The sequence below is a fragment of the Synechococcales cyanobacterium T60_A2020_003 genome, from assembly GCA_015272205.1.
In the GTDB taxonomy this organism is placed as follows: domain Bacteria; phylum Cyanobacteriota; class Cyanobacteriia; order RECH01; family RECH01; genus JACYMB01.
Map to the genome: position 1 here is coordinate 1 of JACYMB010000143.1, position 17515 is coordinate 17515.

Genomic DNA, 17515 nt, shown 5'->3' on the forward strand with positions numbered 1-17515 from the left:
GATATCTGCAATTCCGCTAGATACGGTAGAGTACAAGAAACCAATCTTTACTCTGCCTAGCGAGTATTGCTTATGAGTCCAGCAGATTCATCCCCGTCAAAAGCCAAAGTTCTCATCGTGGAAGACGATCCCATGATGCAGCTTGGCCTTGAACAATCCCTATCCACCTGCGAAACAATAGAGGTTGTCGGCAAAGCCGAAGACGGATACACTGCCGTCGAACTCGCCCAAAAGCTGCATCCCGATATCGTGGTCATGGATATTGGGCTTCCGCGGCTAGATGGCATTGCTGCAACCCAACAAATCAAAACCGCATTGCCCGATACCCACGTTGTTATGCTCACCTCTCACACCTCTGAGACCGAAGTCATTGGTGCACTTTCCAGTGGTGCTGATGGATATTGCGTCAAAGGCACCAGCGTCGAAAGCCTAGTCGCTGCCATTACCGCAGCCCAAGAGGGAGCAAGCTATCTAGACCCCCAAGTTGCCCGTCTCGTCATGGATCACCTCAAGCAGCCCGCATCCAGTGAGCCTGCCCTGATCGGTCAGCTTTCCCAACGCGAACTTGAAGTGCTGACCCTAATGGTCGAGGGACGCAGCAATACCGAAATTGCCGCCGAACTCTATCTTAGTCCCAATACCGTCAAAACCCACGTTCGCGGCATTATGAACAAGCTTGCCGTTGATGACCGAGTCCAAGCGGCTGTCGTTGCCCTCCGTGCTGGGCTTGTACCCTAAGCTGCTATTCATACAGCACCTCAGCTACGAGCTTAATACTGTCAACTCAAAACTTAAAACTCAAAATTGATATCTCAACCCTAAGCCCCCAAGCGTTCCTGACTTCAGGGTGACTGCACACCCAGCGTGTGACAAATTTGATTAACCAGCATATCTACACTGGTAGAAGCGGGTAAGATGCTGGTTGATACCCGTTCTAATCGACGAAGCAGCGCCTGGGTTTCACTCAAAATTTGGGCAGAAATTTGAGCAGGACTAGGCACGATTCCATCTTGCACGCACACGGGTTGAGATTGCCAAACAATAACGGGGGGACGCAATTCCAACTTTTCAAGCAAGTAAATAATTCGGATCAAATCCGGTTGAGCCTCCAGGTTAGATACGCAGAGCACAATCAAATCTGTCACCTGCCCCTGCAGTGCTTGGGCAATCTCTAACCAAGACGAAGCCGCGAGTAGCGTATATCCCTCTGCCTGAATGCCATCAACCACCAAACGTAATGGTTCAGGATCATCCTGCGACAGCAAATCAATCACCAGCACATGGGGATTCCAACTGAGCCCAGTCGCAACCTGAAGCACCTGAGCCAGCGCCGATAACTGCCCGGACTGGGATACATCCATAGGTGTCAGGCATGGGTACACCGTCAGGTCAGGATACTGATTCGCCGCCTGGGTGCTTTCAACCGTTAATGTCACTAAGGGCAACCTCCGCAATCCGGGCGACTCCTCAAGTTGACGCAGAATCCCATCCGGTTCCCGAATCGCCTCACCCAGCAAAATAACGTGGGGCTTCCACACGCGAGCGAGTAACTCCCCTTGCTCCACACCATTCACTTCCAACACCCGACAGGGTAAAGGAGCCAGCATATCGTGCAAATTATAGGAAAGGCTTGTAGATGGGGATGCGTCTAGCGATCGCTCCTCAACCGACGACAGGTGCAGCACCGTGATATAAGGTATAACCTTAGGTCGCAACCCCGATCGGCGACGTAACACCAGACGTTCCATCACATCACTCAGAGCCTGATCCTGAATCGGTAAATCCAAAAACTCATCCGCATGGTGGTGGTGAGCCATCTGCTGGGCGGTGGGAGTCGTCATCACCACCGTTGGAATATGAGCAGTTGACGGGTTCGACTTCAGTAACGTTAAAACATCCCATCCCGATAGCAATGGCAGCGTCGGGTTCAAAAACGTCACGCTCGGTTGCAGACATCGAGCTTTCTCCAACGCTTCCGTCCCCGAACGGGCGATCGCCACCTTATAGCCCATCCCCGTCAGCTTACTCATCAACACCTCCAGCAACTTCGGGGCCGACTCCACGACTAAAATTAACCCCTGGGCGATCGCCCCTGAGGCCACCGAAATGTGGGCAAGCTGCTCCGGCGTAAATCGGGCGATCGCTTCAGCCGGAATTGGAGGCAGCAGAATCGTAAACCGACTCCCCTGCTGCTCCACCGACGTAAACGTAACATCCCCACCGTGCAAATGCGCCAAGCGCTGCGTCAGCACCAGTCCCAACCCCGTTCCCTCAAATTGGCGCGTCAACGGACTTTCAAGCTGCTGAAACTTCTGGAAAATCAAATGCTGCTGATCCGCCGGAATCCCAATGCCCGTATCCCACACCGTAAAGGCCATCCACTGCCCCCAACGCTCCACTTGTAATCCAATCTCGCCCGTTTCCGGCGTAAACTTCAGCGCATTCGACAACACATTACTCAACATCTGCCGCAACCGCAGCTCATCCGCAATCATCACCTCCAGCCCCGGCTGAATCACCAGCGTAAACGCAGGACTTCGCACCGAGGTAGACGGATCCGCCACCGTGCGATCGCCCTCCTGGATCTCCACACTCTTCGTATGCTGGCAGGCTTGCTCATAGGCGCGATCGCACACCGACGCCACATTCACCAACTCCAGCGATAGTTCCAGTTGCCCCGTTTCAATCCGCGCCAAATCCAGAATGTCATTCACAATCGTCATCAAATGCCGGCCACTTTGGTAAATCAACTGCGCATACCGCAACTGACGCGGATTCATCTCCCCAATCAGGCAATCCTTCAGCAAGCTCGACAACCCCAAAATCGACGTGAGTGGCGTCTTTAGCTCATGACTAATACAGGCCAAAAACTCATCCTTCAACCGATTAAGCTGCACCAAATCCGCATTCTTCGCCGCCAACTCCTGAGCCATCCGATGCTGTTCCGTCGCATCCTGCGCCAAAATCAGCCACAGCGTTTCTGGATGTTCTGACGATCCTGGTAACACCGACGCCCCCTCCCCCAACCGCGCCAAATGAAACACTGAATGCAACACGCGATCCATCCTCAGGTAGGAATGCGCCACAGGCTCTACCATCGACGCCACATCCGACGCCCCCATAGTCAAAATCCCGAACGGAATTTTGATAAAGCGCCAAACCTGCTCCCGACCATCCTTCATCGCACACACGCAGTCACAGGAATTCTGATCACTTCCCAACTGACAAAGACTATTGTGATCGCCTGTCACAGACGGAACTTGCTCCAGTAACGGAGCCGCCGACTGCCAAACCTCTACCGGATTTTCCAATTCCCCTAAGCGCTGTTGCCATGCCAAGTTTTGCACCACAATCTGACCTCGTCCCGTTTGCAACATCAGCGGCAACGGCAACCGACGCAAAACTTCCACCGACGATAGCAAACTAAAGGTTTCCCACAGCAGCGAAGACGCAAATCCTACAGATTCCGCCCCCCAAACCGCTGCTCTAGACTCCACCGTTTCGGATTCAGCAGACATTGCCTCCTCAGACCAACGCTGAGCCGCCAAAAAACGCCAAGCTTCAGCCGCATCCAAAAGCCCAACAAACCGACCAGACTCATCAACCACAGCCCACGGTGGAACACCGGCTCGGCACGCTACATCGAGATCCTCCTCCGTCAGTTTCAGAGACAGCGTCGCCACCGGATCCATCAGCGGCGATCGCCCAGTCCCATCCAGCGATCCCGCCAACTCGGCCACCGTTTTCTGAAGCATCTCCTCCGGGCGATCGCCAAACCAATACCCCAAGAGCGATCGCACCCAAATAATGCCCACTGGAGATGCCTGCCCATCCAGCACCACCATCTCATTCAGCCGTTCCTTCTGAAATCGATCTAAGATCGTTGCAAGCGTATCCGTTTGGACACAAACGGCAGTTGGCTTCAATGAATCTCGCAGGATTGCAGAGGGCATATAAATATAAGACACCAACCAAACGGTCAAGCACCGTCCATGCACTGAGCCACCTCGAAGCCCTGAATGTACACTAGGCAGGCTCCAGATTCATCTTCTATCCACAATCAGGTCTACTGCTCAAACCAACCGCAAGGATTTAGGTATCAAACGGCGAGTCTACCTACTATTATGCGGCGTAACTCCAGCGTAGAGAGCGTTTACAAACTTAATAAATGTTGAGTATTCTGATATTCAGCTAAACTTCTTAAAAAAAAGTAAAGACTAGGAGAGAGTAACGACTCATGGTTAACCCAGCGTCTGCACTACCCCTTGCTCTTGATTGATACCTTACAAGGCTCACGAGGATATTGACCCATTGCACGCTAAGTTCTCCGTCTGCACCTTATTACACACCCCATCGTTAATCGATGTGGTGCGTCAAGCTCTGCAAGATACGTGTCAGACCTTAAATCAGTTTCTAGTTGAGAATGACTTCCTTACCTTCGTAGATCGGGAAAAACATCACATCGACTGCCTGGTGATTGAAAGTAGCGCCCAGCTCGATCATCTCTTTAAGCAACTGCATCAGCGCGCTATCCTCCTTCCCACCGTTGTCCTAGAAATTGACGGCAGCACCGAAAACTCAGAAAAAGCCGTCGAAGCGGCGATCGCGGCTCTAGAATCCAAACATGCCAAAACGCCTTACCAACAGGCCGCTCTCCGGATCATGCTCTCCCAAATCGAGCAGATCGATCAATTTATCGAACAGGCCATCAGCAAATTTCTAAAACTCTCGCCCCCTGCCAAACAAGCAGATTCAGAGCGCCTCTTCGATCCAATGGCAGAAAGCTCCGCACGGGACTCCTTAGTCACCCAACAAAAGCGGCTGGCCGATCGACTTAAAGAGCGCTTGGGATATCTAGGGGTTTATTACAAACGCAACCCTAGTAGCTTCATGAGATACATGAACCAAGACGAGCGTAAGGAGTTTTTGAAGCTTCTGAAAGAAAGTTATCAAGAAATCATTCTCTGCTACTTTGCGAGAAACAACGAGAGAAAGCTCAATGACAAAATCGATAACTTTGTTAACATGGCATTCTTCTCAGACGTTCCCGTATCCCAGGTCGTCGAGCTCCACATGGCCCTGATGGACGAGTTTGCCAAACAGTTGAAGTTAGAAGGACGCAGTGAAGAAATCTTGTTGGATTATCGATTAACCCTTATTGATGTTCTAGCCAACCTATGCGAAATGTATAGACGCTCCATTCCACGAGAAACCTGATCGACTCCAGTCCCCTAGTCCATGCATTCCCCTGTTTAGTCTATGACTACTACTTGGTTCTTTTGTACTACTATCTTAGAGCATCGTTGAATCATTTTTTAGCACTTAACGGTCTATCCACTCGATTCGCCATCTATATCTAAAGTTAAATCTTCGTAAGGCTCCTCCGTAAGCACCATGAATCCTCTCAGAAAAACCTATGTCCTCAAGCTTTACGTTGCAGGCAATACGCCAAACTCCGTTCGGGCACTCAAAACGTTGAATAACATCCTAGAAACCGAGTTCCAGGGCGTGTACGCGTTGAAAGTGATTGATGTTCTCAAAAATCCCCAACTTGCCGAAGAAGACAAAATTCTGGCAACCCCTACCTTAGCCAAAATTTTACCCCCGCCCGTTCGCAAAATTATCGGCGATTTATCCGATCGCGAAAAAGTTTTGATCGGCCTAGATCTCCTCTACGAAGAGTTGAGCGAAGACGAAGCCAACAATTGGTGAGTTTTTCCGCCAATGGTGATCAAGATCGTGTACATTTTTGCGAGGAGACAAGCATTTCTTATTTAATAAAAGCCTGCATAACGTAACCGTATGACACAAAGTAATCCAGCGAGCCAGCAGAATATGCCGGAATCAGCCGGAGTTCGTAAGATCCGCACGATGATTGAAGGCTTCGATGACATCAGTCATGATGGCCTCCCCGTCGGACGCACCACCCTTGTGAGCGGCACATCCGGAACCGGAAAAACGCTATTTGCCGTACAGTTCTTATACAACGGCATCGTCCATTTTGATGAACCCGGCGTTTTTGTTACCTTCGAAGAGTCTCCAGCCGATATTATCAAAAACGCCTATAGTTTTGGCTGGAATCTTCAAGGATTGGTTGATTCAGGCAAGCTATTCATCCTAGACGCCTCTCCTGATCCAGAAGGGCAAGACATTGTTGGCAATTTTGATCTATCTGCTCTAATTGAACGGATTCAATACGCGATCCGCAAATACAAAGCCAAACGGGTTTCGATTGATTCCATTACCGCCGTTTTTCAGCAGTACGATGCCGCCTCCGTTGTGCGCCGCGAAATCTTTCGTCTCGTTGCTCGCCTCAAGCAGGTTGGCGCTACCACCATCATGACCACCGAGCGCATCGAAGAATATGGCCCGATCGCCCGCTTTGGTGTTGAGGAATTCGTATCCGATAACGTCGTGATTCTCCGCAACGCCCTCGAAGGCGAGCGTCGCCGCCGCACCATTGAAATTCTGAAACTACGCGGCACCACCCACATGAAAGGCGAATATCCCTTCACAATCACCAATGAAGGAGTTAGTATCTTCCCCCTAGGCGCGATGCGACTGACCCAGCGATCCTCCAACGTCCGGGTATCGTCGGGCGTCAAAACCCTCGACGAAATGTGCGGGGGGGGCTTCTTCAAAGACTCGATCATCCTGGCTACCGGAGCCACCGGAACCGGGAAAACGCTGCTGGTTAGTAAATTTCTCCAGGATGGCTGTCGCATTGGCGAGCGTGCCCTGCTGTTTGCCTACGAAGAGTCACGGGCACAGCTTTCCCGCAACGCCTCCTCCTGGGGCATTGATTTTGAAGATCTAGAGCAAAAAGGCTTGCTCAAAATTATCTGCGCCTATCCCGAATCCACAGGACTCGAAGATCACTTACAAATCATCAAATCCGAAATCTCTGAATTCAAGCCATCGCGGATTGCCATCGACTCCCTATCGGCCCTGGCTCGTGGCGTCAGTAACAACGCCTTCCGGCAGTTTGTAATCGGCGTCACCGGATTTGCCAAACAGGAAGAGATCACCGGATTCTTCACCAACACCACCGATCAGTTCATGGGCTCCCATTCCATCACCGACTCCCATATTTCCACCATTACCGACACTATCTTGATGTTGCAATACGTGGAAATCCGTGGCGATATGGCGCGAGCCATCAACGTCTTCAAAATGCGAGGTTCCTGGCATGACAAAGGCATTCGGGAATACATCATCACCGATCGCGGCCCTGAGATTAAAGACTCTTTCCGCCAGTACGAGCGCGTCATCAGCGGTTCGCCATCCCGGATTGCCGTGGACGAGAAGAGCGAGCTATCGCGGATTGTGCGCGGATTTCAACAAGGCGATGATGAGGATGAGGATGAGGAGGGGTGAAGAGGTGATGGGGGAACGGAGTGATGAGGGACAAGGGGTATGACTTTTAAATTCTTTACTCCACCACTCCCCCACTCCATCACTCGATACACGCCGCATCCAGGAGAACCAGGTCTTGATTTTTCCACACTGTACAAGCGGCGATCGCCCTCTCTAACGCAGGCGATTCCTCAGATTGCCGAGTCGTGCGACGCACATCCCGCGCAAACTCTGGATATTGGCGCACCCATACCCGGTTCAGATATTCATCGCTAAAGGCATCGGCATCAAGCAACCAAAGGTCAATATCGTACTCCTGGATAAATTGCTGAACGTCCGTCAGGTTTGGGCTGTACTGCGCCTCCGCCAAGGCGATCGCCCGCTTCCGAAACTCATTGTAGTAACCCATGTGATAGGGAATGCCATATTCCTCTGCCACCAGCACCGACCGCTGAGCCAAGCTGGGAATCATGTCTCCTTCTGCTGACAGTGTGGCAACGTGAATATCCTTTGGCTGTTGAGATAGAAATGCATACAACTCCGGCTGGCTTCCCTGCCGATAGTTTGCCCCCGGAAACTCGTAGGCATAGTTGGGATATAGCACCAGAGATAGAGCGATCATTGCCGTTCCAGCATAAGCGAGAACGGTTTGCCACCGAGCCTGAGTTCCCCACCGGAACAGCGCATCCAGCATCACCACAAGGGCGATCGCCGCCGCGAGGCACAGCACAATCCGTACACTGTGCTGCGTATAGCGACTAGGCAAATGCAGCCGAAACAGCACCAAGTGCGCCCCAAAGAACCACCCCAGCGACACCAAGATCAGATCCACCAAAATCCGAGCCTGGGGATGAAGCTGACGCACCAGCGGAAATCGGTCTGGGAAAAAACGGATCACGGGCAGTAAAACCGCCGCATACAGCAGAAACGGCAGACGCTCTGTGCGAGGCAGAATCCCACTCCGGTTGCCATGAATCCAAAACTCCCACGGATTCGAATCAAAAAAGCGCGATCGCCCCGCAGGCTGAAATTCCCGCAATTCCCTAGCCTCAGCGAGGGTAATCACTGGGTCATAAACTGAGGTTTGCAGTGCGTAAGGCAGGAGAATGGCGATCGCCACCCCCAGCCCAGCCCCTACAAAGAGCAAATCGGTGCGATCGCGCGACAGGGCAAATCGGCCATTCCGCCAGATAATGAGCTGCAACACCAGTAAGCCCGCCGACAGAAAAACCGCCTGCGGGTAAAACACCCCCTGAAGCGCAATCAAAATCAGGCAAGCGCCCAGTCCAGACTTAGAATGACGCACCTCGCCAGTAGAGTCTTGGGATGAGCGCCCCAATAGATAATACAAAAACGCGATCAGCAGCGGATAGACGAAAGCGCGAGGCGTTGCAGACGGCAGATCATCATTCGCCCACAGCACCTGATTCAGCAGCAGCGTTGACCCAAAGGCCGCCGCCGGAATCGGGAAAAGCTGAAGACTCACACCATAGGCATATCCCGTCGTCACTAATCCCAAAATCGGCGGTAGCACTTTATTGAACACAAATGGGTCAATCCCAAGGGCGATCGCCCCTCGATAGAGAATTTTGTATCCCTCCGGTGCAACCGACTGAAAATAGTCTGCGATCAGATCGTTCGTAAACAGGGCAGAATCCACCCATCGATACATCCAAAACACATGCTGCCGCGCATCATCTTGTACGACGTATTTACCCGCAAATGCCAGCTTGAGCGTGAGCAGGCCATAGAGAACTGCAACGGTAAACGATAACGCCAACCAAACCCGACGTTGGGTTGCCGAGGCGCGATCGCATGGTGTAGTCAGCCAATTCCAAAGGCTAGAGTAAACAGTGCCCATAGCGGTATTACGCAACAGCACCTTGTACTTTACCGTGGGACGGGGGCACAGAGAGGGACGATTCTCAGTCAGCAACGTGCAAGGTTCCAGATAAAATTCCTTGTGATAGCATTGTTCGGTGATGGGCAACGTTAGACAGTTCCCGAACGCCTGAAAATATTATGGTGCCGAAAGTTTTCGTTGTACTTGTACTTGTACTGATTGTCACCTTTGCAGGAGTCAATCTGTATGGCATTTCTCGCTGGAAAGTAGGCACCCAGAAATTACGGGATTGCTTGAACGCATCCCGTGTTTCAGTTCAACCTCAAAGGGTTTGCTTTGATGAGCTTGATGGCTTACCTGCTCCAGTGCAACGGTACTTTCGTAAATCTCTCCAAGATGGGCAACCAATGATAGTCAGCGTCCATATGCGGCATCGTGGTACGTTCAATGTGAGTCAGACAACGGAGCAGTGGAAGCCTTTTACGTCCGAGCAACACATGATGACCCAGCGTCCGGGCTTTGACTGGAATGGCCGAATTGCTATGCTACCGGGGATTCCAGTAATGGTGCATGATGCGTATATAGCTGGTGAAGGTCTTCTACACGCTGCATTATTTGGACTGTTTTCGCTCGTCAAGATACGAGGGACTGGTGAGGTCGCTGAAGGGGAACTAATGCGCTTTTTTGCTGAGGCAGCTTGGTATCCCACAAAACTGTTACCCAGCCAAGGGATACATTGGGAAGCCGTAAGCGATCGCTCTGCTAAAGGGACTATGACTGACAATACCATTCACCTAACCCTGCTTTTCACGTTTAATGAGCACGATCTCATTGAACATGTGCAAGCAGAAGCACGGGGACGCATGGTGGATGGCAAAATCGTCCCAACACCTTGGTGTGGGCACTTTTGGAACTACAGCGAGCGTAGTGGTATGCAAGTTCCGCTTGATGGCGAGGTGGCATGGCTACTGCCTGACGGTGCGAAACCGTATTGGAGAGGTAGGCTTACAGAGATTACTTATGAATTTGCACGTTGAGCAAAGAATATTCCTAATAGCGAATAACAGTCTAACGATCCCATTGCACGCCAACAGTAGGAACAGCGCTTTGCTTCGTCTCCATAGTTTTTGCAGTGTGCTAGAACTCAGTGCGATCGCTCCCCGTTGGAGTCTGCTGTGCGATTCATGACCGCATAGAGGCGATCGCATTCAGTACCAAGATACCCTTCGCAGCACTCTCAGGACTTACGCAATTGGGCGATTTTGCACAGGTGTAACCCGCGCAAAATCGCCTAAAAGACTTAGGACGTCGCACGTAGTGCGTAAGTCCTGACTCTGTTACCTTGAGCAATATACCGTCCTACCTTTGGGAATCGTGGTTTAATTTGGGTGATTGGTACGGGGAGAACCACCAGAGGACAGTAGGGCAACTATGGAGTATTGGCACCAGTTAGAAATCGAAGATGTGCTGCACAACCTGAAAACGACTCCAGAAACGGGATTGTCTGAACAAGATGTTGAAAATCGTTTGAAGGACTATGGCCCCAATGAACTCAACGAACGCCCGCCGAAAAGTCCCTGGTTGATGCTATGGGAGCAGTTCACGTCTACCACAATCATCGTCTTGATCGTTGCAGCGCTTGTGACGGCGTTGCTCGGTAACGCAGACGACACGATCGCCATTCTGGCGATTGTGATTTTTAATGCGCTGATTGGCTTCAGCCAAGAGTACAAGGCTGGAAAAGAATTTGCAGCCCTCAAGAAAATGGCTGTTCCTCAAGCGCGAGTTTGGCGGGATAAAGAGTGGCATCAAGTGCCAGCACGCCAACTCGTTCCCGGAGACATCATCCAGCTCGAAGATGGGGATCAGGTTCCTGCCGACGCGCGATTGATTGAATGTAAAAATCTCTGCACCCAAGAATCAGCCTTTACCGGGGAATCGGAATCGGTGGAGAAAAGCACGGAATCGGGAGCAGTTGGCGATATTCCGCTGGGTGATCGCCGCAACATGGTATTTATGGGCACGGTGGTCACCTACGGTCGCGCTAAAGGGATTGTCACCGCCACCGGAATGCATACTGAGTTGGGCAAAATTGCCGACTCTATGCAGAGTGTGGAGCAGGAAAAAACCCCCCTCCAGCGTCGTTTGGATCAAGTAGGAAAACGACTGGCGATCGCAGCTTTGTTACTCGTTACCGTAATTTTTGCGCTGGGTCTACTGCGGGGTGAACCACTAGAGCAAATGTTTTTAACGGCGGTGAGTCTTGCCGTTGCCGTTATTCCGGAAGGCTTACCCGCTGTTGTCACCATTGCCCTGGCTCTGGGCGCACGCCGCATGTTGAAACGACGCGCATTAATCCGCAAACTGCCAGCCGTAGAAACCCTAGGATCGGTTACCACTATTTGTTCAGACAAAACAGGAACCCTCACCGAAAACCGAATGACCGTCACGATTCTATCCCTGGCTGGAGAGCGGGTGGATCTCCGGGAATCCTTCGCCCAAATTACATCACGATTGGATGGAAATAAGTCTATCTTTAAGCCCGGTTCCGGTACGCCTCTCCCAATTTCGATGGCGCTTACGATGGCAGGCGGTGCCCTCTGCAATAACGCCCTCGTTCCGGATGAAGTGGAAATAGCAGAGTCCTCTTCGAATAATGCGATTGGCGATCCGACAGAAATTGCCCTCGTCGTTGCTGCCGATCGCCTAGGGTTGGAAAAAGAGGAACTTGAAGACCTGTTACCCCGTGTGGCTGAAGCTCCCTTTGACTCCGATCGTAAAATGATGACAACAGCACACCGCATCGCCCGCAGCAACGGACAGTGGGACTGCCAAAACGACTCGTCTACGCTCTTGCCGTATCCCGATGATTTTCCAAATACTCCCTTTATCGCCTTTACCAAGGGAGCCGTAGATAGTCTGGTTTCTATTTGCAGCAAAGTCTGGAATCGGGATCATTTAGAACCGCTAGATGCTGGTTGGGAAACTCAAATTCGCGATCGCAACGATCGCCTTGCAAGCCGAGGAACGCGTGTTTTGGGCATTGCCTTTCGCCCCCTTGAGGCACCTCCGCTAGAGGGGAAAGAGATAGAGATGGAGCAAGATTTAATCTTTGTTGGACTGATCGGCATGCTCGATCCCGCCCGCCCAGAGGCCAAAGATGCCGTTGAAACTTGTATCAATGCAGGTATTCGCCCCGTGATGATTACAGGGGATCATCCCCTGATGGCGCATCACATTGCTAAAGAACTGGGCATTGCTACGGATGACGCCTATCTCACCGGACAACAGCTTAATGAGTTTTCGATCCATGAGCTTGAAGATCAAGTAGAGTCGGTTTCCGTCTATGCGCGAGTCTCTCCGCAACAAAAGCTCAAGATTGTCGAAGCTCTCAAAAATAGAGGACACATCGTCTCCATGACCGGAGATGGTGTCAATGATGCACCTGCACTCAGCAAGGCAGATATTGGTGTGGCAATGGGAATTACGGGCACCGATGTTGCCAAAGAGGCTGCCGATATGGTGCTGCTCAACGACAACTTTGCCACCATTGTGGCGGCGGTTGAGGAGGGGCGCGTCATTTATGACAATATCCGTAAGTTTATTCGCTATACCCTCACTGGAAATACAAGCGGTGTTGTCATTATGGTGCTGGCTCCGTTTGTTGCGATGCCGTTGCCGTTGCTGCCCATTCAAATTCTATGGATAAACCTACTGGCCGATGGGTTACTCGCGCTAGCGCTCAGTGTTGAACCTGCAGAAGATAACGTCATGCAGCGTCCTCCCTATCCGCCGAATGAAAGTATTTTCAGCCGAGGCGTGGGTCGCGATATTTTGTGGGTTGGGACGCTGCTAGGCTTAGCACTGCTGGTGATGGGCTATGTGACCTGGCGGCATCATTGGGAGGATTGGCAGGTGATGATCTTCGCAGCGCTGGCCTTTTCGCGGATGTGGATGGCAATGGCTATGCGATCAGAACGACAGTTGGTTTTTCATCGAGGTATTTTTTCAAATAGACCCATGCTGCTAGCGGTTTTGATTACCTTTACGTTGCAAATGGCGGTGATCTACGTGCCTCAACTCCAGAAGTTTTTTGCGACGAAATCGCTCTCATGGACAGAGATGGGAATTTGTTTGGCTATTAGTACGGTGGGGTTTTGGGCGGTCGAGATTCAGAAGCTGTTTCTGCGCGATCGCCCAAAGGCTTTGGGAAATCGTCGCTAGACATCTGTGCTATAGCAGCCAAAGGGTTGGTTAGGACAGGATGCAGCCCCCCTCTCATGTCCTAATAGTCGCCTTCACTGCTATAGAAAATCTGCCGATGAAAGGTCAGAACGATTGACATCTTCGAGAATCGTTACGGTTTTACCATTGAACTGGATGAGGGTATCAGAGCCTTTTTGTTTAAAGGTGAGCGCACCATACGTTAGGTTTTGCGTCAATTGGAGGCGATCGCTCCCCAATTCAAAATCACGAACCACGGACAGTCCTTTTTTATCGACAACGATGATATCGTTCCCATCGCCTGTACTGAGAGTGTTCTTCCCCGTTCCCCCATCCAGAATATCGTTACCAATGCCGCCCTCTAGGACATCGTCACCACTTTCTCCGTAGAGTTCGTCATTGCCCTTTTCGCCAATCAGCGTATCATTATCAAACCAGCCAAACAGGCGATCGTTCCCATGTCCACCATTGATCGTATCGCGTCCTTCGCCGCCATCGATAACATCATTCCCAATCACACCCAGTAGGCGATCGCGTCCCGCATGGCCAGCAATATAGTCATCCCCCCGACCACCATTGATGTCATCATCTCCAGCAAACCCGTAGAGGCTGTCATCGCCATCTAATCCTCAAAGAGAATCATTCCCTTTGAAGCCATAAAGAGTATCAATCTCGTCCGTCCCGATTAACGTATCGTTTTTATTCGTACCCCGTACAGAGGGACGGGAACCATCGTTATCCTCAATCAAGATCGTCACAGCTTTGATGCTGCCGCCCTTGATCAGCTTAATCGGTTTGAAGGTGGGTTGATCCAGGGCAGGATTCGTATCGTCATCTTCACTGAAGATGTAGACCTCTTTTTTAAACCCGAACGCCGCCTTTTTATTGAGGGTCCAGGTGATGGTGTTAGTTCCCTCACCAACTACTTCATCATCACGGATACCGATGGGGGTTGTGGTGCGCGTCTTCCCGGCTGGAAAGGTGATGTTGGCCAAGGAACTAAACTCACTGTCTGTGGGATCCGCAGACCAAAGGTCGCTCAGCGAAAAATCAAGAATAGGTTGAGCACCGACACGGGTAGCGCGTCCGCGCCGATCGGATTGCCGAATTCGTCGTCCTCCCATGATTGCAGTACTCTACAGAGGCCATGGTTAGATACAATCGGTTGCCTCTGGGTTTTGGATAATGTTTGCAGAACTTAAAAATATCTACCGTATCCTTCTCCGCATTGCAGTGAACCTATGGTTTGAACGCCCTCTAGAGCCAGGCATCGAGGCCAGTTTCCCTAGCTGTTACACTTTCTAGTCCATAAGCTGCTATATAACTTAATGATTGGGAAACACTGTAATGACGGAGTGCTATCTTCAAGGAAGATGGGTGAACTTGCATCCTTCGATGAGAATTGTGGGGGGTGGAGGGGAAATGTGAACATCCGTTAATCATCAGTGGTCGTAATGCGTGATCCAGTGGCATTGGCATCAGACGCTTTCCCAGATCCGGTTGAATCTCAAGCGGGGTGCGATCGCCTACTTGCCAACATTTTGCAGCGCATTCGCTTTTCCCTAGAGTTACCCCGAACTTTTAAAAGCATCGTCACGGAAGTTCAAACCTTCCTAGCGTGCGATCGCGTGGTGATTTACCGCTTTAACTCCGACTGGAGTGGTTCGGTGGTGGCTGAATCAGTCCGGCATTCCTTTACAGCGCTGATGGGGCAAGTGATTTGCGATCCCTGCTTTGCTGAAAATTTAGTAGAGCCCTATCGCAACGGGCGCATTCAGGTGACGTCAAACGTCAACCATAGTCAGTTATCCGAGTGCCATATCCGCCTTCTCAAATCTATTCAAGTGCAGGCGCTAATTGTAGTGCCTGTGTTACACGGCGATCAGCTATGGGGGTTGCTCGCCGCCCATCACTGTGCCGCTCCACGGGACTGGCAATCGTCAGAGGTCGAAGTTTTACAGCGAATTTCAGCCCAGGTGGCGATCGCCATTCAGCAGTCGGAACTCTATCACCAAGCCCAGACGGAGCTTCAAGAACGGTTGCAGATAGAAGCAGAGTTGAAACAAGCTACCCAGAAGCAGTTTGTGATTGCGGAAATGGGGCAGCGAGCGCTGGAGTCGAACAACCTAGACCAAACTCTATCCGATATTGTTGAAGTCATTGCCAGTACGCTGCGCGTATCCCATGTGTGCGTCCTAGAATTGCTGCCGAACCAAGCCGCACTGTTGCTGAGAGCGGGCAAAGGCTGGAAAAACGGTTGGGTGGGGCAAGCGAGAGTGTCGGCAAGCGGTCAGTCCCAGGCCGGATATACGCTGGCGATCGCCCAGCCTGTGATTGTAGACGATCTTCGTACCGAAACCCGCTTTAGCGGTACGCCGTTTCTCCACAATGCTGGCATTGTGAGTGGCATCAGCCTTCCGATTCAGGGTAAACACTTTCCCTACGGTGTGCTGAGTATCCATTCTAAAACGGCTCGTCATTTCGGTCGAGACGACCTCAACTTTTTGCAGGCTGTTGCCAACATTATTTCGTCAGTTGTCAAACGTCAGCAAACAGAAGCAGAACTGAGTCAGTTTTTTAACCTATCCTTGGATTTGCTGTGTATTGCTGGAGCCGATGGCTTCTTCAAGCGGGTTAATCCTCAATTTCAGGCTGTTTTGGGGTATTCAGAATCTGAACTCTATGAGCGTCCCATCCTCGACTTTGTATATCCTGACGATCGCGCCATCACCCAAAGGCAACTGACTCTGTTAGCGGATGGGGTTCCTGTGGTCGATTTTCACAATCGCTATCTGGATCGAGATGGCACCTACCATTGGTTTTCGTGGATGGCGACGCCAACGGACGATGGCCTCATCTATGCGGTTGCCCGCGACATTACAGAGCAGAAGGAAGCTGAAGATGCCCTTCAAAAAATGAACGAGGAACTGGAGCGTCGGGTCGCGCAACGAACGATTGCCCTCCAGCAACAGGTCGATCGTGAAAAGCTGATGAATAATCTGACTCAGCGCATTCGAGAATCTCTGGACTTGTCCGCGATTTTGAACACGGCAGTCTTAGAAATTCGCAAGATTTTGATTGCGGATCGGGTGTTGGTCATTCGCATGAGAGCCGATCAACCGGGAATGGCGATCGCCGAAGCGCGTGAAGCCGACTATGCCTCGGCATTACACCAATCCCTATCGTTTCTGTGTACCCCCCAGGATTACGACGTTTATGCGAAAGGGGATGCCCGTTCCCACGATGATCTGGCATCCCTCGCCTTGCCTGAGGCGATCGCCGATGAAATTAAAACCTACGAAATCCGTTCCGCCATCGCCATTCCGATTCTGCAGCGAGATGAGTTGTGGGGGTTGCTTGTTGCCCATCAGTGCTCCTACCTGCGACGGTGGACGCTCCAAGAAATTACCATTTTGCAACAAATTGCCGAACAATTGGCGATCGCCACTCAACAATCAGAACTGTATGAACAGCTTCAGATCCAGCTCTGTGAACGACAACAGGTTGAAGAAGCGATGCGAACCTCCCTGCGGGAGAAAGAGGTGCTGCTGAAGGAGATTCACCACCGGGTTAAAAATAATCTGCTGGTGGTGACGAGCTTACTCGAACTGCAGTCCGATCACACAAATCATCCGATGCTGTCCAAGCTATTGTTAGACAGCCAAAACCGCATCCACTCCATGGCGCTCATCCATGAAAAGCTGTATCGAACGTCGAGCCTCAACCGAATTAACGCGAAAGACTACTTGCAAGACCTTGCCGAGCATGTGTTTGAGTCCTATCATCCCCAAGGTCAAGAGATTCATTTGCACTGTGCGATCGCCCCAATAGAGCTGAATATCGAAACCGCCAATCCCTGTGGGTTGATCGTCAACGAACTCCTTTCCAATGCCCTGAAACATGCCTTTAGCGATCGCTCTACGGGGCATGTGAAGCTGTCATTACAACCCATGGATTCTCAAACCCTGCTGCTCACGGTGCAAGACGACGGTATTGGCTTTCCAGAGGATCTGAAACTCGGTCATATCGACTCTCTGGGGATGGAACTGGTCTATACCTTGACCCAACAACTCGAAGGCACCCTAGAACTCA

At 51.3% G+C, this 17515-nt stretch carries 11 protein-coding genes and 1 pseudogene; 7 read left to right on the forward strand and 5 right to left on the reverse strand.

The window, feature by feature from the left end; genetic code table 11:
- Window positions 1-72 precede the first annotated feature (72 nt).
- Entirely contained in the window at window positions 73-738 is a 666-nt protein-coding gene (locus IGR76_07650) for a response regulator transcription factor (protein ID MBF2078385.1), read from the forward strand.
- Window positions 739-842: 104 nt separating this feature from the next.
- Here IGR76_07650 and IGR76_07655 read toward each other — a convergent pair whose 3' ends face one another.
- Window positions 843-3953 (reverse strand): response regulator, encoded by a 3111-nt coding sequence (locus IGR76_07655; protein ID MBF2078386.1) that lies wholly within the window; start codon window positions 3951-3953, stop codon window positions 843-845.
- 358 nt (window positions 3954-4311) lie between these two features.
- On the opposite strand from IGR76_07655, the gene IGR76_07660 reads away from it, so the two are divergent.
- The 3 genes from IGR76_07660 to kaiC all read left to right on the forward strand — a co-directional run bounded on the left by IGR76_07660 (window position 4312) and on the right by kaiC (window position 7377).
- Complete coding sequence (locus IGR76_07660) at window positions 4312-5217, forward strand: circadian clock protein KaiA (protein ID MBF2078387.1); 906 nt, start codon at window positions 4312-4314, stop codon at window positions 5215-5217.
- A 177-nt stretch (window positions 5218-5394) separates the two neighbouring features.
- On the forward strand, window positions 5395-5712 hold the full coding sequence (gene kaiB / locus IGR76_07665; GenBank protein MBF2078388.1) for a circadian clock protein KaiB: 318 nt from the start codon (window positions 5395-5397) through the stop codon (window positions 5710-5712).
- A gap of 90 nt (window positions 5713-5802) precedes the next feature.
- The gene (gene kaiC / locus IGR76_07670) at window positions 5803-7377 is read left to right on the forward strand and encodes a circadian clock protein KaiC (protein ID MBF2078389.1); all 1575 of its coding nucleotides are present in this window, start codon (window positions 5803-5805) and stop codon (window positions 7375-7377) included.
- A gap of 79 nt (window positions 7378-7456) precedes the next feature.
- Here the strand turns inward: kaiC and IGR76_07675 are convergent, their stop codons facing one another.
- Window positions 7457-9184, reverse strand: coding sequence for a hypothetical protein (locus tag IGR76_07675; protein MBF2078390.1), 1728 nt, complete (start codon window positions 9182-9184; stop codon window positions 7457-7459).
- 194 nt (window positions 9185-9378) lie between these two features.
- Here IGR76_07675 and IGR76_07680 point away from each other — a divergent pair, with 194 nt between their 5' ends.
- A complete protein-coding gene (locus IGR76_07680) occupies window positions 9379-10236 on the forward strand; it encodes a hypothetical protein (GenBank protein MBF2078391.1) in 858 nt (285 codons plus the stop codon).
- Between the two features lie 394 nt (window positions 10237-10630).
- Window positions 10631-13423, forward strand: coding sequence for a cation-translocating P-type ATPase (locus IGR76_07685; GenBank protein ID MBF2078392.1), 2793 nt, complete (start codon window positions 10631-10633; stop codon window positions 13421-13423).
- An 80-nt stretch (window positions 13424-13503) separates the two neighbouring features.
- Here the strand turns inward: IGR76_07685 and IGR76_07690 are convergent, their stop codons facing one another.
- From IGR76_07690 to IGR76_07700, 3 genes and pseudogenes are all read right to left on the reverse strand, one after another.
- Window positions 13504-13941, reverse strand: coding sequence for a hypothetical protein (locus IGR76_07690; protein MBF2078393.1), 438 nt, complete (start codon window positions 13939-13941; stop codon window positions 13504-13506).
- Between the two features lie 33 nt (window positions 13942-13974).
- Window positions 13975-14046: pseudogene (locus IGR76_07695) on the reverse strand (hypothetical protein).
- A 6-nt stretch (window positions 14047-14052) separates the two neighbouring features.
- Window positions 14053-14547, reverse strand: a complete 495-nt coding sequence (locus tag IGR76_07700) for a hypothetical protein (protein MBF2078394.1) — start codon at window positions 14545-14547, stop codon at window positions 14053-14055.
- A 330-nt stretch (window positions 14548-14877) separates the two neighbouring features.
- Here IGR76_07700 and IGR76_07705 point away from each other — a divergent pair.
- On the forward strand, window positions 14878-17515 hold a 2638-nt coding region (locus IGR76_07705; GenBank protein MBF2078395.1), incomplete at its 3' end, for a GAF domain-containing protein.